Source organism: Kribbella sp. NPDC050459, assembly GCF_040655315.1.
GTDB lineage: Bacteria > Actinomycetota > Actinomycetes > Propionibacteriales > Kribbellaceae > Kribbella.
Genome location: NZ_JBFAJQ010000006.1, coordinates 101,662 through 120,423 on the forward strand (window position 1 = coordinate 101,662; position 18,762 = coordinate 120,423).

At 68.6% G+C, this 18,762-nt stretch carries 20 protein-coding genes and 2 tRNA genes; 9 read left to right on the top strand and 13 right to left on the bottom strand.

Annotated features, from left to right (window positions below; genetic code table 11):
* Positions 1-113 precede the first annotated feature (113 nt).
* On the bottom strand, positions 114-257 hold the full coding sequence (locus tag AB0I12_RS21525) for a hypothetical protein (protein ID WP_359932409.1): 144 nt from the start codon (positions 255-257) through the stop codon (positions 114-116).
* A gap of 55 nt (positions 258-312) precedes the next feature.
* On the opposite strand from AB0I12_RS21525, the gene AB0I12_RS21530 reads away from it, so the two are divergent.
* Complete coding sequence (locus AB0I12_RS21530) at positions 313-1,275, top strand: hypothetical protein (RefSeq protein ID WP_359932412.1); 963 nt, start codon at positions 313-315, stop codon at positions 1,273-1,275.
* Between the two features lie 48 nt (positions 1,276-1,323).
* Positions 1,324-1,545, top strand: coding sequence for a hypothetical protein (locus AB0I12_RS21535; protein ID WP_359932415.1), 222 nt, complete (start codon positions 1,324-1,326; stop codon positions 1,543-1,545).
* 148 nt (positions 1,546-1,693) lie between these two features.
* Here AB0I12_RS21535 and AB0I12_RS21540 read toward each other — a convergent pair whose 3' ends face one another.
* Complete coding sequence (locus AB0I12_RS21540; RefSeq protein ID WP_359932418.1) at positions 1,694-2,035, bottom strand: hypothetical protein; 342 nt, start codon at positions 2,033-2,035, stop codon at positions 1,694-1,696.
* 22 nt (positions 2,036-2,057) lie between these two features.
* Positions 2,058-2,627, bottom strand: coding sequence for a DUF6232 family protein (locus tag AB0I12_RS21545; RefSeq protein WP_359932421.1), 570 nt, complete (start codon positions 2,625-2,627; stop codon positions 2,058-2,060).
* 742 nt (positions 2,628-3,369) lie between these two features.
* Between AB0I12_RS21545 and AB0I12_RS21550 the strand changes: the two genes are divergently transcribed.
* Entirely contained in the window at positions 3,370-4,062 is a 693-nt protein-coding gene (locus tag AB0I12_RS21550; RefSeq protein WP_359932424.1) for a hypothetical protein, read from the top strand.
* Positions 4,063-4,222: 160 nt separating this feature from the next.
* Here AB0I12_RS21550 and AB0I12_RS21555 read toward each other — a convergent pair whose 3' ends face one another.
* Positions 4,223-4,402 (bottom strand): hypothetical protein, encoded by a 180-nt coding sequence (locus AB0I12_RS21555; protein ID WP_359932426.1) that lies wholly within the window; start codon positions 4,400-4,402, stop codon positions 4,223-4,225.
* Between the two features lie 114 nt (positions 4,403-4,516).
* Positions 4,517-4,590 (bottom strand) — tRNA-Ile (locus tag AB0I12_RS21560).
* A 128-nt stretch (positions 4,591-4,718) separates the two neighbouring features.
* On the opposite strand from AB0I12_RS21560, the gene AB0I12_RS21565 reads away from it, so the two are divergent.
* Positions 4,719-4,856, top strand: a complete 138-nt coding sequence (locus AB0I12_RS21565) for a hypothetical protein (protein WP_359932429.1) — start codon at positions 4,719-4,721, stop codon at positions 4,854-4,856.
* A gap of 22 nt (positions 4,857-4,878) precedes the next feature.
* Here AB0I12_RS21565 and AB0I12_RS21570 read toward each other — a convergent pair whose 3' ends face one another.
* The 4 genes from AB0I12_RS21570 to AB0I12_RS21585 all read right to left on the bottom strand — a co-directional run bounded on the left by AB0I12_RS21570 (position 4,879) and on the right by AB0I12_RS21585 (position 7,156).
* Positions 4,879-5,454, bottom strand: a complete 576-nt coding sequence (locus tag AB0I12_RS21570; protein WP_359932432.1) for a DUF4232 domain-containing protein — start codon at positions 5,452-5,454, stop codon at positions 4,879-4,881.
* 78 nt (positions 5,455-5,532) lie between these two features.
* A tRNA-Asn gene (locus AB0I12_RS21575) sits at positions 5,533-5,605 on the bottom strand.
* A 93-nt stretch (positions 5,606-5,698) separates the two neighbouring features.
* Positions 5,699-6,238, bottom strand: coding sequence for a hypothetical protein (locus AB0I12_RS21580; RefSeq protein WP_359932435.1), 540 nt, complete (start codon positions 6,236-6,238; stop codon positions 5,699-5,701).
* Between the two features lie 33 nt (positions 6,239-6,271).
* Positions 6,272-7,156, bottom strand: coding sequence for a sigma-70 family RNA polymerase sigma factor (locus AB0I12_RS21585; RefSeq protein ID WP_359932438.1), 885 nt, complete (start codon positions 7,154-7,156; stop codon positions 6,272-6,274).
* 224 nt (positions 7,157-7,380) lie between these two features.
* Here AB0I12_RS21585 and AB0I12_RS21590 point away from each other — a divergent pair, with 224 nt between their 5' ends.
* Entirely contained in the window at positions 7,381-11,133 is a 3,753-nt protein-coding gene (locus AB0I12_RS21590) for a S8 family serine peptidase (protein WP_359932441.1), read from the top strand.
* Positions 11,134-11,181: 48 nt separating this feature from the next.
* Here AB0I12_RS21590 and AB0I12_RS21595 read toward each other — a convergent pair whose 3' ends face one another.
* Together AB0I12_RS21595 and AB0I12_RS21600 are read right to left on the bottom strand one after the other, a co-directional pair.
* Positions 11,182-12,132, bottom strand: coding sequence for a helix-turn-helix domain-containing protein (locus AB0I12_RS21595; RefSeq protein ID WP_359932444.1), 951 nt, complete (start codon positions 12,130-12,132; stop codon positions 11,182-11,184).
* 78 nt (positions 12,133-12,210) lie between these two features.
* A complete protein-coding gene (locus AB0I12_RS21600) occupies positions 12,211-13,716 on the bottom strand; it encodes an amidohydrolase family protein (RefSeq protein WP_359932447.1) in 1,506 nt (501 codons plus the stop codon).
* A gap of 71 nt (positions 13,717-13,787) precedes the next feature.
* Between AB0I12_RS21600 and AB0I12_RS21605 the strand changes: the two genes are divergently transcribed.
* Genes AB0I12_RS21605 through AB0I12_RS21615 form a run of 3 tightly spaced genes read left to right on the top strand, consistent with a single transcriptional unit; the run spans position 13,788 to position 16,594 of the window.
* A complete protein-coding gene (locus AB0I12_RS21605; RefSeq protein WP_359932450.1) occupies positions 13,788-14,564 on the top strand; it encodes a uracil-DNA glycosylase family protein in 777 nt (258 codons plus the stop codon).
* A 31-nt stretch (positions 14,565-14,595) separates the two neighbouring features.
* Positions 14,596-15,465, top strand: a complete 870-nt coding sequence (locus AB0I12_RS21610; RefSeq protein WP_359932453.1) for an exodeoxyribonuclease III — start codon at positions 14,596-14,598, stop codon at positions 15,463-15,465.
* A 1-nt stretch (position 15,466) separates the two neighbouring features.
* Positions 15,467-16,594, top strand: coding sequence for a hypothetical protein (locus AB0I12_RS21615; RefSeq protein ID WP_359932456.1), 1,128 nt, complete (start codon positions 15,467-15,469; stop codon positions 16,592-16,594).
* On the opposite strand, the gene AB0I12_RS21620 is transcribed toward AB0I12_RS21615, so the two are convergent.
* Positions 16,587-17,087, bottom strand: coding sequence for a DUF664 domain-containing protein (locus AB0I12_RS21620; protein WP_359932459.1), 501 nt, complete (start codon positions 17,085-17,087; stop codon positions 16,587-16,589). The genes AB0I12_RS21615 and AB0I12_RS21620 overlap by 8 nt on opposite strands.
* A 51-nt stretch (positions 17,088-17,138) precedes the next feature.
* On the opposite strand from AB0I12_RS21620, the gene AB0I12_RS21625 reads away from it, so the two are divergent.
* Positions 17,139-18,164, top strand: coding sequence for an aldo/keto reductase (locus tag AB0I12_RS21625; protein WP_359932462.1), 1,026 nt, complete (start codon positions 17,139-17,141; stop codon positions 18,162-18,164).
* Here the strand turns inward: AB0I12_RS21625 and AB0I12_RS21630 are convergent.
* The gene (locus tag AB0I12_RS21630) at positions 18,161-18,742 is read right to left on the bottom strand and encodes a hypothetical protein (RefSeq protein WP_359932465.1); all 582 of its coding nucleotides are present in this window, start codon (positions 18,740-18,742) and stop codon (positions 18,161-18,163) included. The two genes, AB0I12_RS21625 and AB0I12_RS21630, sit on opposite strands and share 4 nt — an antisense overlap.
* Positions 18,743-18,762 lie beyond the last annotated feature (20 nt).

Here is an 18,762-nt window from a genome sequence, read left to right on the forward strand (position 1 = left end):
GCGATGGCGGGGGGTCGCCATTTGTTCGCACTGCGGCTAACCGTCTGCGGTCACCGGGCTCTGGCCTGGGCGGCCACCATGCCCATCGAGGCACAGGGAGGGACCATGCGCGTTCAGCCGTGGTCGAGATCTTCAGCAGGAACAGGACGCAGCTCGCGCGGCGGTGGGCCGACGCGACGACCAGGTCGGTGGCTGGTCGTCACGTTGGTCGCGGTCGTCGGGCTGATCGTCGCGAGCGCGGGGACGGCGTCAGCCACCGGAACGCACCACTCGAGGACCTGGGTGGTGAAACCGGGCCACTCGATACAGAAGGTGGTCGACAAGGCCCGCTCAGGTGACACCATCAAGTTGAAGAAGGGCGTGTACTACGACGCGGTCTGCGTCGTCGGCAAGGGACTCACGATCGTCGGCGCCGGCCAGGGTCGTACGGTCGTCAAACCACCCAAGAAGTTCACGAAGTCTGCCTGCTGGGCGACACCGGACGAGGTCTCCGGCTTCGCGTTCGCGGGTCCGGACCGCAGGTCCAAGGTGAGCAACCTCACCACGGACGGCCACCCGGGCATCGGCGTGGTGGCGTTCGAAGCCAAGCGCGGGATCGAGGTGTCGCATCACACCGGTCTGAGGCACGGTGAGTACGGCGCGGCAGCGTTCGAGTCCATGGGTGTCGTCTTCACCCACAACACCGAGCTCGGCAACGGCGGCGAGGCCGGCCTGTATGTCGGAGACACCGACAACGCGAAAGCGTACGTGGCGCACAACCTGCTGAAGGGCTATTCGATCGGCATGTTCATGCGCGACTCACGGCATGGCCTGGTGACCCACAACGTGATGCGGGCCAACTGCATCGGTGGCCTGGTTCTCGACACCGGGCCCAACGGCACCACTCCGGACGGCGTCAACCGTCCGGCCGGCGCGTGGACCCTGATCGGCAACTTGGTCACCGACAACGACCGGTTCTGCCCGGCCGATCCGGAAGGCGGACCGGCTGTGTCCGGCAACGGCGTCATCGTTCTCGGTGCCGACCACGTGCTGGTGAAGGGCAACAAGATCGTCGGCAACAACGCGTCCAAGCCCGGCGACATCCCGTCAGCGGGTCTCGCGGTCCTCAACGGATCGCTGGCCGGCTCGGATGCCCCGGAGAACGTCGCGGTCGTGCGCAACTTCTTCAAGAAGAACGACCTGGACATCTTCTGGGACGGGACGGGCAAGAACATCGTGTTCCGCGCCAACTTCTGCAAGACCAGCAATCCCGCGTCGATCTGCATGCACCACTGATCGGGCGCAGGCCTGAGCAGAGGCGACACTGGTCCCACGCCCCCGGACGTGGGACCAGTACGCCACCGCCCCAGCTCATCGGAATGCCGACGTACTTCGTACGTCCGACTCGGCCCACGTCTCGTCGAAACCCGGCAAGGTGTCGGCGCGTTCGCACTGCGCACCGAGCCGGTCACGCGGCAGGTCGACGTGCTCGCCGAACTGCGCGGCGCCCGGTCCGCGCTCAACCGCGCGATCACCGCGCTCGAGAAAGCCGAGGACGCGCGATGACCCCGAAGTCGAGCTGGGTCGATGACCACGTCGACACACTGCCGCGGTGACAGTCGTCACGGCGCTGTCAGCGAGCAGCGCGCCGCCGCCCGGCGGTCCGGTTGGACGGATTGTCCAAGACTGACCTGGCGTGCCCACACACAGTGGTTCACGGGTGGCCGAGGAGAGCGACGATCAGGGTGGCTACTCCGCTCTTGACAGCCGCGAGGACTGTGTCCTTGGCGCCGGCGGCGAGGGCGGTCGTGAGGGCCTTGAGGCGTCTGGGGTGTGACTGTACGGCGGCGACGACCGCGCCAGGGTCAGTGACGCTGCCGTCTGGGGAAACGATCCCTGCGCGGGTCAGCTCGGCGACGAACGCGCGCAGTTCCGCCACGGCGGTGTCCACGTCGTCCTGGGATACGCCACCCCGGGACACATTGAGGGTGTTGTGCTCGCCGCCCTGGATGATCTGGTCCCGTCCGGCCTTGTTCCCGAATACGTAGTCCGACATCTCCCCGCCTCTCTCCTCACGACTATCTGTCGATGGTCATGCTGTTGCCGGAACCGCCTTGAAGATATTGGTCTCTGCCGGCCTTGTTACCGACGACGACGTCTCCGTTGATGCTGACGTTGCGGACGCTCTCGGGGGGATTCTCGATGGCGTCGACTATCACGTTCTTGATCCGGGTGATCTCGTGGGGATCGGTGCCGGACAGTGCGGTGTACTGCGTGCCGGCCGTCTCGAGAATCAGCGCGTACCGCTGTTTCCTGATGAACAATCGGTAGAACAACACCAGCAGGAGATAAATAATCCGGAGAGCGGCGAGGGCGCTGATGATACCCGCGATGTCGGTTGCCACCGTATCGACGTCGAAGTCGGCGTTCAGGTCGAGCGTGGGTAGCACTGCCAGGGCGGCGATGAGCACCAGGGCGACGAGGACCACAACGATGAGCCCCCGCAACGGGGCAAGCGTGGCGAGTCTGCCGCCGTACCGAATCCTCAGCGTTTGGACCCGTGAGATGTTCGCGAGTGGATAGTCCTGGTGCCCGATTCGGATGATCCGCTTGCTGATCTGGATCACGCCGAGCTGTTCCTTTGCCATGACAGCGCTTCCCCCTTCGGATCCATGGGAACGGGTCGTCCGGGGTGAAAAAGGGCGGGCTCGCTGCCCAAGTGATCCAACGCTCTCATTGTCACGCCGAACGAGGAGGTGCGATACAGGTCTACGGCTGGAATTGTCACGAAACCGAAGGTGACGCGGGTCGATCCAACCCCCCAGCCAGGACGCCGCGAACCGCGTCACGTCATCAACGCGAGCACCGATTTGAGAAGTTGCTGGGTGTCGCAAATCGATCGTTATCTGGAGCCGCCGGCGTGGGCGCTGCCGTGACCTGGGAGTTTTCGCCTTGGACGATGTCCTCATCGAGGCGGTCCTGGTTCGTGAGGCCGACGTAAGCAGGACCGCCTCGACGTCCAGGATCACGGGATTTGGGAGGTCGGCCAGCAGCGCGACGTGCTCAGATGGCAGTTGCTGTGCCGCCCAGAGGTCGATCTCGTAGGACTCGCCGACTGTTGATTCCATGCCTTGGGCCAGCGCGACCAGTTCACGGGTCGTACAGCTCCGGCGGCGGCGTGGCCAGGGCAGCGGTTCGAGTTTTCCGTTCTGTTGGGCCGCGATCAGGGAGCCCGCGCGGCTCTGCAAGGTTGGTGGTGGCGCCTGGAGATGGACGTTGTAACGTTGCGCGCGGCTTTGAGCTGGGGCTGCCGGTTCGAGTCCGATGGGGCCTATCAATGTGGTTCCTGGCTGCTGGTGTGGCGGTGGGGCGCTATCTGGGGAGGCTCGGGTGCCTGAGCGGTTTGTGGGTCGGTTGGTTACGGCCGGAGTCCTGTGCGTTGCGCTGGTTGCCTGTTCCGGTGAGGAGCGAGCAGAGCCGGCGCAAACGCCGCAGTCGACTGTCTCTGGTTCGGCTGCGGACAAGGCCGCTGTGGCGCAGGCGTTCTCCTCGTATCGCCAGGCCCTGCTGGCGAAGGACGGCAAGACGGTGGCGGCATCGCTGACGGCGGAGAGCCTCGAGTATTTCGCAGCGATCAGGAAGCTGGCCTTGACCGCACCTGAGCCGTATCTCAGGCGAGCCAGGATGAGTGACCAACTGGCCGTGATCTTCCTGCGGGCGACGGTCCCGAAGGAGAGTATCCGGAGTTGGTCGACGACTCAGTTGGTTACCCATTCGGTGCGGCGAGGGCAACTCAATGCCGCGGCCGTGGAGCGCTTGTCCGCGGGCACGGTCGAGGTCTCCGGCGACATCGGCACAGTGTCGATGAAGCTGGACGGCAAGGAGAACCCGGTCTCCTTCACGTTCTACCGCGAAGGCGGACGGTGGAAATTCCGCTTGATACCGCTGCTGGAGGCATCCGAAAGCGCCCTTCGGGCACGCGTGCAGGAACAACACATCACCGAACGCCGCATCGTCGACGAGTCCCTGGCTGCGACCCTATCCCCAGAAGAGATCCGCGCCGCCTGGCTCCCGGTCGGCTGACACCTTAGAACGCCGTACTGGCAACCAAGCCGGAGGACTGCAGGGGAAGTGCGCCCACCAGCAGAGCGAATGCGACGCTGCTGATCATTGGGCGAGCGTCGCAGTGCGGATCGGTAACCGCAAGGCTGACCGCGGTGGCCGCCCGCTGATCGAGCCGGTGCTAGTCAGTCGCGAACCGAGTACGTCCTGCTGCCCGGAGCTCGCCGAGGGCCTGGGCGACCTGTTGGCGGAGTCGCTGGTTGTCTTCGGCGAGTTCACGGTTGCGTGCGTTGGCGATCTCGAGGCGTTGCAGCAGCGACAGCTCGGTGGTGCGTTGTCGCGCGGGCACCGCCATCAGCATGAGTCGAGTGTCAAGAAACAACCGAAGCCACCGTCAAGCATCTACCGGAGCCACGTAAAGCAAGAGCCCGAGCCAACCTGTCAAGGATGACCCGGACTCATACATTTCGCGCTGTAGGGCGGACGGGACTCGAACCCGTGACCCAGGGATTATGAGTCCCCTGCTCTAACCAGCTGAGCTACCGCCCCGTGTGCGGCAGATCGTATCTGGTGGGTGGGGGTGGGGTGTGAAACCAGGGGTGGGTCAGGGGTTTGACTGAGGGGTGGGTGGGGTGGACCGGGCATGATGGAGGCAGGTCCGGACGAAGGGAACACCGATGGGCTGGTTCATTTTCCTGGTGCTCGTGGTGGGCGCGATCGCGGCGTACAAGTACCGCGTGCCGTTGCTTGCGAAGATTCTCGGTCAGCCGCAGCACCGCATCCAGCGGGCGATCGACCGGAAGAAGGAGAAGTAGCACCTCCTCGTGGAGCTTGGGGTCAGCTGGGGAATTTCAGGCACCAGGCGGTCAGGGTGAGTTTGGCTGTGGTGCCCAGGTCGGTGGCGAGGGGTCGGGTGGTTGGGCGGTCGCCAGTGTGTGGGGCGATGGCGAGGTAGGTGCCTGGGGCCATGGTCTCGGCCACCTCGACCGTGTTGGACCAGGAGACGGCCGCCAGTGCGGATTCGCCTTTGTGGAGGCGGATCGGGGTTGGGCCGGGGTCTCTTGCCATGTACGACGTGCCGTGGGTGATCGTGACGTTCATCGGTCGGCGGCGGGCGTCGAGGACGGCGACCTGCGGGTAGCCGTTGAGGGTCAGGGGCTTGGTTCGGCAGTTCGTCAGTTTGAGTACGACGGCTCGATGGCCGAGCGCGGGTTCGACCGGGCCGACGGTGATCGAGGCGCCAGATGCCGGGCAGGTGGGTGGGGGAGGCGTCGGCGTTGGTCTGGGCGCCACGCTCGGCGCCGGCGTGCTTACGGACGGCGGTCCTCCGCCGGCCGTTGTTGCGGTTTCGGTGCCGCATCCGGCTGACATCAGCAGCCCGCAGGCCAGTCCTGCCCATCCCCACCGCTTCATGCGCTGAACCTAGTCATCGAGAGGGCCGGGTGACATGAGAAAGCCGGGCTCCTCGAGTGGAGGCCCGGCTGGTTGTTGCTCCCGCGACTGGACTCGAACCAGTAACCTGCCGGTTAACAGCCGGCTGCTCTGCCAATTGAGCTACGCGGGATCGGGGTGGTGCTTCGTCCTCGATCCCCGAGGACCTGAGTAGGTTAGCAGGCGGGCGGCGAACTACAAAAACGGGATTCGGGACGCTGCCGGGTCAGATTCCGAACTCGTCGCGGACCTGCCGGAGGGCCGCCTCGGCGGCGTCGACGATGCCGGGCTGGGTGGGCTCCAATCCCTTGTCCAGAACGATGTTCCAGGTGACGGCGGCGTCGGTGGCGGCCGGGTTGCGGCGGCCGACGATGCGTACGCCGCGCTTGCCGGCCAGCGGGACGTGGCGCTGGACGACGATGCTCGCGTCCACGCGCTCGCGGAGCAGCTGGCCGAAGCGGCCCGGGTCGTCGACCTTGAGCTCGGTGGCGCGCAGCGGGGTGCCGAAGTCGGTGGTCTCGTAGACGTGCAGCACCGAGGCCTCGGAGTCCCAGTTGGCGCGCTCGATCTTCTCCCACCCGACCCGGCGGTCCGCGTCCGCGGAATCCGACGGCAGGTAGACGGCCGCGCGGGTGCCGGCCACCCAGCGGCCGGTGGTCAGTTGGACGGCGGCGAGGACGTCTTCCTTCCTGCCGGTCGACTCGCGGGCGGTGGCCGACACGGCTTCGCCCAGCTCGCGCGGCCAGGGAGTACGCAGGAGTCTCACACCCACATCATTCCAGTCGCGCCAAGGAGCCGGTCAGGCGACGTAGTCACGGAGCTGAGGCAGCGCCCGGCGCCGGAGTTGCCGGAGCGCTTCACGCTCGAGCGCGCGGACCTTCGCCGTGTTCAGGCCCAGCTGCGACGCGATCTCCTCGGGTGTGGACGGGATGTGACCGTGCAGCCCATACCGCCGGTGGAGCACGGTCTGGTGCAGGTCGTCGAGAAACTGCAGGTGGTGGGCGAGGTCGCGGCGGAGCGCGGCGCGCAGCACGATCGGGTCGTCGTCGATCACCGGGTCCGTGTCGTCGAGGTCGAGGGTCTCCGGTTGCGTCCGCCACGCCTGCGCCCGCTCGATCCGGGCGATGCTCAGGCCGGTCGCTCGCGCGAGCTCCGGCGCACCTGGGTCGCGGCCCAGCTCCTGGGTCAGCTCCTGGCGCGCGGACGCCACCCGGGACGCGTCGGCGTACGCCTGGGCCGGCATCCGGACCAGGCGCGAACGGTCCGAGATCGCGCGGCCGATCGACTGGCGGATCCACCAGATCGCGTACGTCGAGAAGCGGTGCCCGCGGCGGTGGTCGAACCGCTCGACCGCGCGCATCAACCCGATGTTGCCCTCCTGGATCAGGTCGAGCAGCGAGATGCCCTTCCCGCCGTATCGCCGGGCGAGCGAGACGACCAGACGCAGGTTGCCCTCGATCATCCGGCGCCACGAGTGCTGCCCGAGCGCGACGACCTGGCGCAGGTCGCCCGGGTCGTGCGGGCCCGGGTCGCCGCTCAGCCGGTCCGCCGCCAGCACACCGGCCTCGATCCAGTACGAATGCTCGTTCACCTCCTCCAAGGTCAGTAGGTCGTGCTGCCCGATGTCGCGCAGGTACGCCACCAGCGCGGTCACGTCCGCCGGTTCACAGTCCAGATCTCCCATCCCGTCCCCTTCGCCGCCGATCTCCTTGCCCAAGAGAGTGCCGCGTTTCACCCTCCCGCGGACCGATGACCTCAAGTATGTGGATAACTACGCTGAGTAGCGGCAGCTCGGCGGCGACCTGACATGTCGGGTGATCGCCAAGCGGATCCGTAGCGGCACTCCGGCCGCCTTGGCGAGGCTGTGCGGCACCGGAACGGAATCCGGAAGAAGGAGGGCCACCCCCCATGGCAACCAGAAGATCGATGCTGCTCGGCGTCGCGCTCACCGCCACCCTCGTGGTGCCCGGCAGCGCGATCGCCTCCGCCGAGCCGCCGGCACCCCCGGCCGCGGCGACACCCACGGCCGCGGCGACACTCCCGGCCGCGGCGACGCTCAAGGCTGCGGTCACCCCACAGGCAGGCAGCGCGTCCCAGCAGCCCGCGGCCAAGGTCACCTTGGTCACAGGTGATGTCGTCACCGTGACGAAGACGGCCGGCAAGCCGTCGGTCGCGGTCACCCCGCACGCCGGATCCGCGGCCAGCTTCCGCAGCTACGCGGTCGGCGACGACGTGTACGTCATCCCGCCCGAGGCGGAGCCGCTGATCGCGTCCGGGAAGCTCGACCAGAAGCTGTTCAACGTCACCGGCCTGATCGCCCAGGGGTACGACGACGCGCACAGCGGCGCCATCCCGCTGATCGTCAAGTACTCCGGCAAGACCAAGACCCCGTCCGGCACGAAGATCAAGCGCAGCCTGCCCAGCATCCGCGGCGCCGCCGTCACCGCGGACAAGGCGAAGACGGCCACGTTCTGGGACTCGGTCGACGACGCCGGGCCGCGGCTGTCCGGGGGCCTCGACCACATCTGGCTGGACAGCAAGATGCACGCCCTGCTGGACAAGAGCGTGCCGCAGATCGGCGCCCCGGACGCCTGGCAGGCCGGGTACGACGGCACCGGCGTCAAGGTCGCGATCCTGGACACCGGCGTCGACCTGAACCACCCGGACCTGACCGGCAAGGTGGTCGCCAGTCAGAGCTTCGTACCGGGCGAGTCGGTCCAGGACGGGCACGGTCACGGCACCCACGTCGCCTCCACGGTCGCCGGCAGCGGTGCCGCGTCGGGCGGCAAGTACCGCGGTGTCGCGCCGGGCGCGGAGCTGGTGATCGGCAAGGTGCTGTCCGACGCGGGCTCCGGCGCCCAGTCGGACATCCTGGCCGGGATGGACTGGGCCGCGCACTCCGGTGCCAAGGTCGTCTCGATGAGCCTGGGTGGATCAGCAGGCCCGAGGGATGAGGACCCGCTGGTCGCTGCCGTCGACACGCTCACCGCGCAGACCGGCGTCCTGTTCACGATCGCCGCGGGTAACTCGGGCCCGGCCGACTCGACCGTCGGCTCACCCGGCAACGCGGCCTCGGCCCTGACGGTCGGCGCTGTCGACCAGAACGACGCGGTCACGTACTTCTCCAGCCGCGGCCCGCTGGCCGAAGGCGCCCTGAAGCCCGAGATCACCGCCCCCGGCTCGGCGATCGTCGCTGCCCGCGCGGCCGGTACCACCATGGGCACACCGGTGGACGCCAACTACACCACGGCCAGCGGTACGTCGATGGCGACGCCGCACGTCGCGGGCGCGGCCGCGATCCTCGCCGAGGAGCACCCGGACTGGACCCCCGCCCAGCTGAAGAACCAGCTGGTCAGTACGGCGAAGACCACCGCCGAGACGTCGGTCTACCTGCAGGGCGCCGGCCGCGTCGACGTGAGCCGCGCCTTCCGTCAGGAGGTGTCCGCGTCAGGTGTCGTCGACTTCGGGATGCGCCCGTTCGGCTCGACCGCACCGGTCGCTAAGCAACTGACCTACACCAACAACGGCGACAAGCCGATCACCCTGTCGCTGGCGCAGAAAGCAGCCGGTACCGCGGTCCCGGCCGGAACCTTCCAGCTCGGCGCGGACTCGGTGATGGTCCCCGCCCACGGCACCGCCGACGTACCGGTCACACTGACCGGCGGCACCATGGCCACCGGCTCGTACGGCGAACACGTCGTCGCCACGTCAGCCGACGGCAAGGCTGTTGTCACGACCGCCGTCGGGTTCGTGCAGGACGTGGAGCGGTTCGACGTCACGATCTCGGTGAAGGACCGGGACACGACGCCAGCCCCTGCGGCATACGGCATGGTCTACGTGTTCGACCTCAAGAACCCCAAGCCGGCCGACATGTACTACTTCCTGGGCACCGCGGGCACCATGACGCTCAGCCTGCCGCGGGGCGAGTACGCCTTCGAGTCGTCCACCTACCGGTTCACGCCCGACTACGGGCAGGTCCGCCAGGCCGTGTACGGCGCGGAGTCCGGCATAGTGCTCGACGCAGACCGTACGCTCACGTTCGACGGCACCAAGGCGCAGCAGGTACGTCTGCAGACGCCGCTCCCCAGCCAGACCAGCCAGGTCCGCATGAGCGTGTCCTTGATGAGCGACAACACCAAGCTGCGGTACGAGCTGCAGTCGGACGCCCCCGGCTACACGAAGTTGTGGGCGATCCCGTCCACCGGCAAGAAGGAGCTCATCGAGCACAGGCTGCAGTTCTCGGCCAACGCCCCTGAGTTGAGCACCCAGGTCGTCGGCCGCAACTCCTTCGCGATCACGCCGGAATACATCGACGGCTGGGCCGGCTCTGCCCGGATCAACGGCACCAAACTGCTCCGCGTTGTCGACGCGGGCACCGGCCGGCCGGAGGACCTGACCGGCTCGGCGGTCCGTGGAGCCGTGGCGCTGGTGAAGCGGAGTGACGCAGTCAGCATCAGCCAGGTCGTCGCGAACGCGGCCGCCGCAGGTGCGGCCGTAGTGATCGTCTACAACGACGCACCGGGTGACTGGGGTACCGCGATCTACCGGAAGGACCCGACCGCGATTCCCGCGCTCTCGCTGTCCAACGAGCAGGGCGTCAAGCTGGCTGCCAGCCGCGACGCCATGCTGCTGTTCCGCGGTACGACAGAGCCGCTGTACAGCTACGAGGTCCTGAAGACCCAGGTGGGCATCGCTGCGAACCAGCAGTACCGGGCTGATCCGAGCGAACTGGCGACGGTCGACAGCAGCTTCCACGCGTCGACGCCGGCGCTGGGCGGCTATGCGCGGTACCTGATCTCGGACAAGCAGACGTTCGTCGTGATGATGCTGAAGCGGTCGGCGATGCCGCGCAGGACGACCGAGTACGTCACTGGCGGCGTACGGACCTGGGAGTTCGTGTCGGCGGCTGGTGTCTGGGAGCCGATGGGCGGGTCGTACCAGACCATGCCGACCGTTCTCCAGGCCGGCCGGACGACCAGCCGGGCCTGGAACAAGGCCGTGGTCCGCTCCGCGATCACGCCCAACCACCCGGACGGCGCCGTCCGCATCGGTGACCTCGGCGGCACGGACATCGCGCCGCTCCTGGACACGGGGACCGGACAGTGGTTCACGCTCCCGAGCAACCTGGACAAGTCGGTGACCACGGTCTACCGCGACGGCCAGCTGCTCGGCTCGGCGCCGTCGAGCACGGTGGCATTCCCGATGGTGCCGCAGCCGGCGACATACAAGCTCGTCCTCGACGTCACCAAGAACCAGCCGTGGTGGACGACATCGACCAAGGCCAGCACCGCCTGGACGTTCCGGTCGGAGCACAGCGACCGGAGCCTACTGCCGGTCATGTCGATCGACTACGACCTGGACGTCGCGCTCGACAACACGGTGCAGGCAGGGCGGGCGGCCACCCTCGGCCTCGGCTTCCGGTACCCGAAGGGGCTGGCTGCTCCGAAGCTGCGGGACGTCACGCTGTCGGCCTCGTACGACGACGGCGCGACCTGGACCCGGGTCCCGGTGACCGCGACCGGCGCCGCGAGCGCCAAGGGCGTCCTGAACAGCCCCGCGCTGCGCAACACCAACGGGTTCGTCACGCTGCGGGTCCAGGCCACGGACGTCGACGGCACCGCCGTTGAGCAGACCGTGACCCGGGCCTACCGGCTCCGCTGACCTCACGGGGTGCCCTTGCTCGTAAAACGAGTGGGGGCACCCCCGCGGTCACGGCGCGATCAGTCCGGAGCGGGCGGCGTACCAGGCCAGCTGCATGCGGCTGTCGGTGCCGGACAGCTCCATCAGCCGCTTGATCCGGCGCTGCACCGTCCGCTCGCTGGTGCCGAGCTTGCCGGCCGCCGACTTGTCCGGCATCCCGGACAGCAGGTACGTGAGCAGCTTGATGTCGAAGTCGTCCCACGCCGGACCGCCTTCGACGAGATTGGCGGCGCTCAGCCGCAGCGGTGTGGCCAGCTGCCAGACCCGCTCGAACAGGTCCACCAGCAGCCGGACCAGGGACTGCCCGCGCACCAGCAGGAACCCCGGCTCGATCCCTGCCTGGTCCGGCAGCATCGGCAGCAGCACGATCGTCCGGTCCATGATGATCATCTTGCTCGGCAGCTCGTTGACGATCCGGATCTGGTAGCCGCCGTCCAGGAATCGTCCGATCTCCGCCGGCGTCCGCGGGTCGTCGAGCGCGGCCCGCTCGTACACGTACCGGTACGACGGGACGTCCGTCGTGACCTCGAGATCGCCGTCCAGCACGTACGGCGGGCGGAAGAACGCGAGCAGCTCGTGTTTCGCGCCGCGCTCGATGTTGTCCACCCATGTCGCCAGCTCCTCCGGCGTGGTGAGCGCCTCGACCTCGCTCATCGTCGACGCCGCGCCGGTGCGGTACACATCGACGAGTTCGGACAGCCGTCGTTGCACCAGCTGCAGCGTGCTTTGATGCTGGACGACGAGCGTTCCGAGCCCGACGTCCGGCGGTACGGCGTTGTACAGGCCGGACTCGTCGCCGGTGACGAGTCCGAGCTCGGCCAGCCGGGTCAGCGCGGCGGCCACGCGTTCGCACGGCAGTTGCGCGGCGGAGCCGAGGTCGGCGGCCGTGGCCCGGCGCCGACGCAGCAGCTCCACGTAGACGGCTTCCTCCTGCTGACCGATACCCAGCCCCTGCAGCATCCTCGCCCCACCCTCCCGCGCGCACGGAATTCCTGGCGGGACGCTACCCCGAACCGGCGAGTGATCCGACCTCTTGTCTCATGTATAGGCGCGCAGACCGCTGAGCAGGCCCCCGTGGAACGGGTTGGCGTCGACCGTGTCGAACCAGTCCGGACCGGTGGTCAACGGCTCCAGCGGCGGAATGCTGACCGCCTCCGGGGGACCGGCGCGGTTGAACTCGTCGCCGACCTCGGGAGCCGGCATGTCCGGCAACAGGACGAACGAGTCGGCAAAGCCGGTCCCGTCAGCTCCGTCAGCGGCGAGCGCGGCGAACGTGATTGCGGCGCGCGCGGAGGCTCCGGCTGGATCGCTGCGGATCTTCTCCAGATCGGCGACCACGGTCTTCCACGTCACGGCCGGGTCGCCGTAGTCGATCATGCGGGACAGCCGTCCGACCCGGATCGGCGTCGCCGCCGGAGCGAGCGGAGTCATCAGTGACCGGAGGCCGTAGCGGGCGCGGCCGCCCACGACGACCAGCCTGATGTCCGGCTCGGTCGCCTCGATGAGGCTGCGGTACGTGCCGCCGGCGGCACGGCGTACGACGACCAGGTCGGCGAGCGCGCCGCGTTCGACCCGGCCGATCGGGCGCGGCCACACGCCGGACAATGCGTCGCCGGGATTCGACGTGACCATCCGGACCAGTTCCTCGTCGGTGAAGACCGAGTGTTTCTTGTTCCACAGGTCGGCGACCTTCAGCTCCCACAGGACATTTCGCGTCCCAGACGGACCCCAGTCCGACCCCAGGCACAACCGCACCCCGGCGGCGTGCGCAGTTTTCACGTCCGCCGTTGCCCCGTACAACCACAGGTTCGAGAACGGCGACCAGACCAGACTCGAATTCCCGGCCTTCATCGCGGCGAAGTCGTCGGCATTCAGCGCGGCCCCGTGAATCGCGACCAGTTGCGGTTTCACCACGCCGACATCGGCCAGCAGCCGGAACTCCGAGCGCAGTTTCGGATCCGATCCCTCCGCCGAATGCGCGATGAATCCGCGGCCGGCCGCCACCGCGGCGGCGTACGGCGCCAGGGCTTCGGCGCTGTCGGCAACCAGTGTGCTGACCCGGATGAAGTCGTCGTGGGTGCCCAGTTTCTCGGAGTCGATGTTGCGGATCAGGTCGTTGTCCGGCGGTACGGCGCCGCGCGGGTTGCCCTGGATCGACGTCGTACCGCCGACGATGGCCCGCGTCTCGACGTACCGCAGCAGCGCCCGGCCCGCGGTGGCGCCGAGCAACCTGGCCGGCTGGCTGATCTGAGCGCTGTACGTCGGCGCGCGGCCCCACTGGTTGTGCGAGGTCCACGGAACGGTGCGCGAGGGCTCCGTCCACAACGGCAGGCTGTTGTACATCAAGTGATTGTGCAGATCGATCAACCCCGGGCAGATCAATCCGCCCGCGGTGATCCGCGGCGCATTCCCGAAACCGTCGGGCTCCGGGTCCGACGGCGTCACCGCCGCGATCAGGCCGTCGTCGCCGACGTACACCGCGCCGCCGGAAAGAACCGCTCCGTCCGGTCGCATCGTCACCACGGTTCCACGCAGTACGAACATCGCCCACCCTCCCGTAGAATTCCCCGTGCCGCCCCTGATCATGAGCGTATCGCCGAGGGGGAGGTTGTTCGATGGGGGAATTCGATCCGGGCCCGCCGGCCACGGTGGCGCGGCACCTGGCGAAACTGCCGAGCTACGCGGACTTCCGGGAATTGTTCTGGTACGACTGGGGGCCCGTCTTCTACCGCGGCCGGCTGAACCGCACGGCCCGGCTGCTCGCGATCGCGTCCGATCCCGGGCCGACCGAACGGATCGCCGGCCGCACGCTGGTCGGCGACGCCGGGCAACGCGTGCAGGGCTTCCTGCACAAGCTCGGCCTGACCCGCAGCTACGCGCTGGTCAACGCGTACGCGTACGCGCTCCGGCCGTCCCGTGCCCAGCAGGCGGCGCCCCTGCTGTCCAGGGCCGATCAGCTCGGCTGGCGGAACACGTTGCTGGACCTGATCATCGGCCCGCAACTGCAGGCGATCGTCGCGTTCGGCACCCAGGCCCGCGCGGCCGTGCAGCTCTGGGACGACAAGCCGGACGTGCCGGTGTTCGAGGTGCCGCACCCGTCGAGCCGCAACGCCAAGGCTCTCGTCGACAGTTGGCGGGCGGCCGTCACGGACCTGCGGGTGATCGTGACCCCGGACCCGGACGGCGACAACGGCGTCCCCAACTACGGGCCGAAGTTCACCGAGTCGGACTACTCGCCGATCCCGCCGGGGGACCTGCCGTTCGGCGTACCGCCGTGGCTGGGCGACGACGCGTGGGGACGCAAGGACAAACCGCGCCACAACAACAGCGTCGAACGTCCCGGGACCGACCTGCTGAACACTCTCGTCTGGAGGGCGCCCAAGCTCGGCTGACGTTGTCCCCGGCGGGCGCTACCTTGGTCGGATGCGAGTCGCCACGTGGAATGTGAACTCGGTCAAGCAGCGGATGCCGCGGCTGCTGGACTGGCTCGACGAGCGGCAGCCCGATGTCGTGTGCCTGCAGGAGACCAAGCTCGCCGACGACGCGTTCACGAAGCTGCTCGGTGACGAGCTGACCGGTCGCGGCTACGAGTTCGGCCTGTCGGGCGAACCGCAGTGGAACGGCGTCGCGCTGCTGTCCCGGGTCGGCCTGGAGGACGTGGTGACCGGTGTGGCCGGCGCGCCCGGCTTCCCGCACCCCGAGGCCCGCGCAATCGCCGCAACCTGTGGCGGTGTGCGTATCCACTCGCTCTACGTTCCGAACGGCCGCGTGGTGGACTCCGACCACTACCAGTACAAACTCGCGTGGCTCGCGGCGCTGGCCGAGGTCGTTGCCGGCGGTCCGGCCGACCAGATCGTCTGCGGCGACATGAACATCGCCCCGACCGACGCTGACGTGTTCGACCCGGCGGCGTACGTCGGTGAGACGCACGTGACGCCGCCCGAGCGGCAGGCGCTCGCGGAGCTGATGGCCGCGAAGGACCTGCACGACGTGGTCCGTGACCGGTGGCCGGACAACCGCATCTTCAGCTACTGGGACTACCGTGCCGGCATGTTCCACCAGGACCTCGGCATGCGGATCGACCTGATGCTGGCCACCGTGCCGGTCGCGGAGCGGGTCAAGGCCGCGTGGATCGACCGCAAGGCACGCAAGGGCACCGGGCCGAGCGACCACGCCCCGGTGATCGTCGACCTGGACACCGCGCCGGACGGCGACATCGGCCCGGTCGTGCCACCCCCGTCCGCACCGCGGACCGGCCGGAAGCAGACCACCAAGCTCCCGCAGAGCCGCTGACATGCGACGCCTCGCTGCGGTCGCGATCCTGGCCGGAGTGCTGATGGCAGCGGCAGCTGCCTGCAAGGACGAGAAGTCCGCGGCGCCGCCGCCGTTGGCATTGTCCAAGGTGGCGGTGGGCCAGGCGGAGCCCGTCGTCCTGGCCGCACATGGCAGCGAGCTGCTGGTGGGTCTGCGGCATCGCGGAGCAAAGGTCGTGCCCGAAGCGCAGATCCTTCGGAACGGCCGGTGGACGCCGATCGCGGTGCGGCCGAACGCGGCCAGTCCGTATGCGTTCGAAGCGATCTGGTACTCGATCGCGTACGACGGCAAGCAACTCCTCGCCCTCGGCGGAGCATCCGGCGGTGCGCACTCCAACACCCGCTGGACGGTCTGGACCGGCACACCGCAGACCGGGCTGGTCGAGCATCCGCAGAACTTCTGGACGTTCGGCGGCCAGACCGCCGGCGACCTGTTCAGCGCCGTCCTCACCCCGAGCGGGGGCGCCCTGCTCGGCACCTGGGGCGGAGTCGAGACCGGCAACGACGCGATGGTCTGGCTGCCGCAACCCGACGGCAAGTGGGCGCGGCAGGACCCGACAAAGACCGCGCTGCAGAGCACGTCGTCACTGCTGGTCGGCCCCGGTTTCGGCACGACGCTCGGCGACAGCATCGTGCTCGTCGGCTCGCAGGTCCGGCTCGCGCCCAACACCGTCGCGCAGGAGGCCGCTGTGTGGCGGTCCACGAAGGCCAACCAGGGCTGGACCCGGATCGCGCTGCCCGAGCCCGGCAGCCGCAGCCAGGCCAACACCGCGACCTGCGCGAAGGACTGCGTCATCTCCGGGTACGTCGACGGCAAGCTCGCAATCTGGCAGCTGGACGCGTCCGGGACCGCGAAGCGGCTGCAGGGCGTGCCGTCGGTGCCGGTGGGGGACAAGGACAAGTTGCCGCCGCCGATCGTCGACGGCGACAAAATTGTCCAGGTCGTTGCTCAGGACAACAAAGTAAAGGTCCTCACCGGTCAGGGCGGGGAGTGGACCGTCCAGGACACGCAGGGCCCGGAGGGCCAGGTGACCGACGCCGTGCTGATGCCGGACCACAAGCTCTACCTGATCGCCGGCACGTCGCTGTGGCAGACCACGCTCAGCTGAGCAGACCCTTCACATACGCCGCCTGACCGGAGTGCTGCGCGCAGTCGTCGATGACGCTGACCAGTCGCACGCCGAGCGTGACCGGCGGGTTCCACCGGCGGTCGACGATCCGGTCCAGACCCTCGTCGGTCACGGTGCGCAGGAAGTCCGCGGTCCGCGCGTGCACGGCGTCGTAGTACCCGAGCAACTGGTCCGCCGACAGCTTCACCAGCCCGACCTGCTCGGAGCTGTGCCCATACCCGGTGTCCGCCGCGTCGAACGGCAGTCCGAGCCGCTCGAACCACCCGTCGGCGGTGTAGACCTGCTCATACCCACCTGCGTCCGCCAGGTGGTCGTCCTGCACTCGGGTGAGATGCCAGACCAGCCAGGCGATCGAGTTCGCCGAGTCGCCCGGCCGCGTCGCGAGCGTCTTGTCGTCGAGCCCGCCCACGACGTCGTGCAGCACCTCCTGCACCCGGCTGTGTGCGTCGAGGAGTAGTTCACTTGTCTTCATACCCGCCACCGTAGTCTTCGCTTCAGACAGTTCCGATGAGAGGGAGCAGCCGTGGAATATCGCACTCTCGGCACCAGTGGCGCCGTCGTCTCGACATACGCGCTCGGCACCATGACGTTCGGCAACGAGACCGACGAGGCCGGGGCACACGCCCAGCTGGACCGGTACGTCGAGGCGGGCGGCAACTTCGTCGACACCGCCGACGTGTACAACGCCGGGGTCTCCGAGGAGATCATCGGCCGCTGGCTGGCGAAGAAGAGCGGTGACGTCATGCTCGCGACCAAGGGCAGGTTCCCGACGGGCGAGGGGCCGAACGACGTCGGCACGTCCCGACGGCACCTCCGCCAGGCGCTGGAGGCGTCACTGCGCAGACTCGGTGTCGACCACGTCGATCTGTACCAGCTGCACGCCTGGGACCCGATCACCCCGCTCGACGAGACGCTCAGCTTCCTCGAGGACGCCGTCCGCGCGGGCAAGATCTCGTACGGCGGTCTGTCGAACTTCACCGGATGGCAGCTGCAGAAGGCGTGCGACCTGATCGCGCACCGCGGCTGGTCGCGGCTCGTCACGCTGCAGCCGCAGTACAACCTGCTGGTCCGCGAGATCGAGTGGGAGATCGTGCCGGCCGCGCAGGAGAACGGGCTGGGCCTGCTGCCGTGGTCGCCGCTCGGCGGTGGCTGGCTGACCGGGAAGTACTCGTTCGACGAGGAGCCGGCCGGTGCGACCCGGCTCGGCGAGAACCCGGACCGCGGCGTCGAGTCCTGGTACCGGCGCAGCCGCAACCAGCGGGTCCGGGACGTGGTCGACGCGGTCCGTGAGATCGCCGGCAAGCGCGGGATCTCGATGGCGCAGGTCGCCCTCGCCTGGCTGGTCGACCGGCCCGCGGTCACGTCGGTGATCCTCGGCGCCCGCACGCTGGACCAGCTCGACGACAACCTCGCCGCCGCGGACTTGCACCTGACCGCAGAGGAGAGCGCGACACTCGACGAGGCCAGCGACCCGGGCGCGGCGGACTACCCGTACGGCGGGCCCGGCGTCGCACAGCGCGACCGCCCGATCAGCGGCGGACGCGCCTAGCGCTCGACGGCGGCACGGAGCGCGGAGTACGAGGCAACCAGCGCACGCCGCTCGCTCGCGAGCAGCGGGTCGTCGCGATGACGCCCGGCCCGGACCCACTGGTCCGACAGGCCCATCGCCTCGACCCGCTTCCGCGCTGCATGCCGCACGGTGTCGCGCTCGACGCAGAACACGTAGGCGTACAGCTCGGCGAGGGCGTCCACGATCTGCTCCCGGGTGACGTTCTCGTCGTGCTGGTGTGCGCGATGCACGCGCCACCACTCGACCTCCAGGCGCGCGGCCTCGACCGGCTCCAGCGACAGCGTGCCGGACAGGGCAACGAGTTCGTAGAAGCGGCGCATGTACGCGCGGGCCGCGTCCGGCTGGTTGTCCGGGTACGGCGACCACACCTGGTTGGCGCGCAGTACATACCAGGCTGCGGCGAGTGTCCGGTGCGGTGCCATGCCGAACCCGGCGGCGACCATACCGACCGCGGCCACCAGGAACCGGCCCCACTCGTGCCGGTAGTACGCGGCCCAGGCGTCCGTCTCGCGGTTGCCGACGACCACCGGGTCGAAGGACAGTGGACTGGTGCGCATGTTCCCCCCTGAGGACATCC

Excerpts from the sequence above, each read along its gene's own strand:
- AB0I12_RS21540 (WP_359932418.1), bottom strand. The coding sequence starts at position 2,035 with ATGTCGGACTACGTATTCGGGAACAAGGCCGGACGGGACCAGATCATC.
- AB0I12_RS21545 (WP_359932421.1), bottom strand. The coding sequence starts at position 2,627 with ATGGCAAAGGAACAGCTCGGCGTGATCCAGATCAGCAAGCGGATCATC.
- AB0I12_RS21555 (WP_359932426.1), bottom strand. The coding sequence starts at position 4,402 with ATGCTGATGGCGGTGCCCGCGCGACAACGCACCACCGAGCTGTCGCTG.
- AB0I12_RS21565 (WP_359932429.1), top strand. The coding sequence starts at position 4,719 with ATGGGCTGGTTCATTTTCCTGGTGCTCGTGGTGGGCGCGATCGCGGCG.
- AB0I12_RS21570 (WP_359932432.1), bottom strand. The coding sequence starts at position 5,454 with ATGAAGCGGTGGGGATGGGCAGGACTGGCCTGCGGGCTGCTGATGTCA.
- AB0I12_RS21585 (WP_359932438.1), bottom strand. The coding sequence starts at position 7,156 with ATGGGAGATCTGGACTGTGAACCGGCGGACGTGACCGCGCTGGTGGCG.
- AB0I12_RS21590 (WP_359932441.1), top strand. The coding sequence starts at position 7,381 with ATGGCAACCAGAAGATCGATGCTGCTCGGCGTCGCGCTCACCGCCACC.
- AB0I12_RS21595 (WP_359932444.1), bottom strand. The coding sequence starts at position 12,132 with ATGCTGCAGGGGCTGGGTATCGGTCAGCAGGAGGAAGCCGTCTACGTG.
- AB0I12_RS21600 (WP_359932447.1), bottom strand. The coding sequence starts at position 13,716 with ATGTTCGTACTGCGTGGAACCGTGGTGACGATGCGACCGGACGGAGCG.
- AB0I12_RS21605 (WP_359932450.1), top strand. The coding sequence starts at position 13,788 with ATGGGGGAATTCGATCCGGGCCCGCCGGCCACGGTGGCGCGGCACCTG.
- AB0I12_RS21610 (WP_359932453.1), top strand. The coding sequence starts at position 14,596 with ATGCGAGTCGCCACGTGGAATGTGAACTCGGTCAAGCAGCGGATGCCG.
- AB0I12_RS21615 (WP_359932456.1), top strand. The coding sequence starts at position 15,467 with ATGCGACGCCTCGCTGCGGTCGCGATCCTGGCCGGAGTGCTGATGGCA.
- AB0I12_RS21620 (WP_359932459.1), bottom strand. The coding sequence starts at position 17,087 with ATGAAGACAAGTGAACTACTCCTCGACGCACACAGCCGGGTGCAGGAG.
- AB0I12_RS21630 (WP_359932465.1), bottom strand. The coding sequence starts at position 18,742 with ATGCGCACCAGTCCACTGTCCTTCGACCCGGTGGTCGTCGGCAACCGC.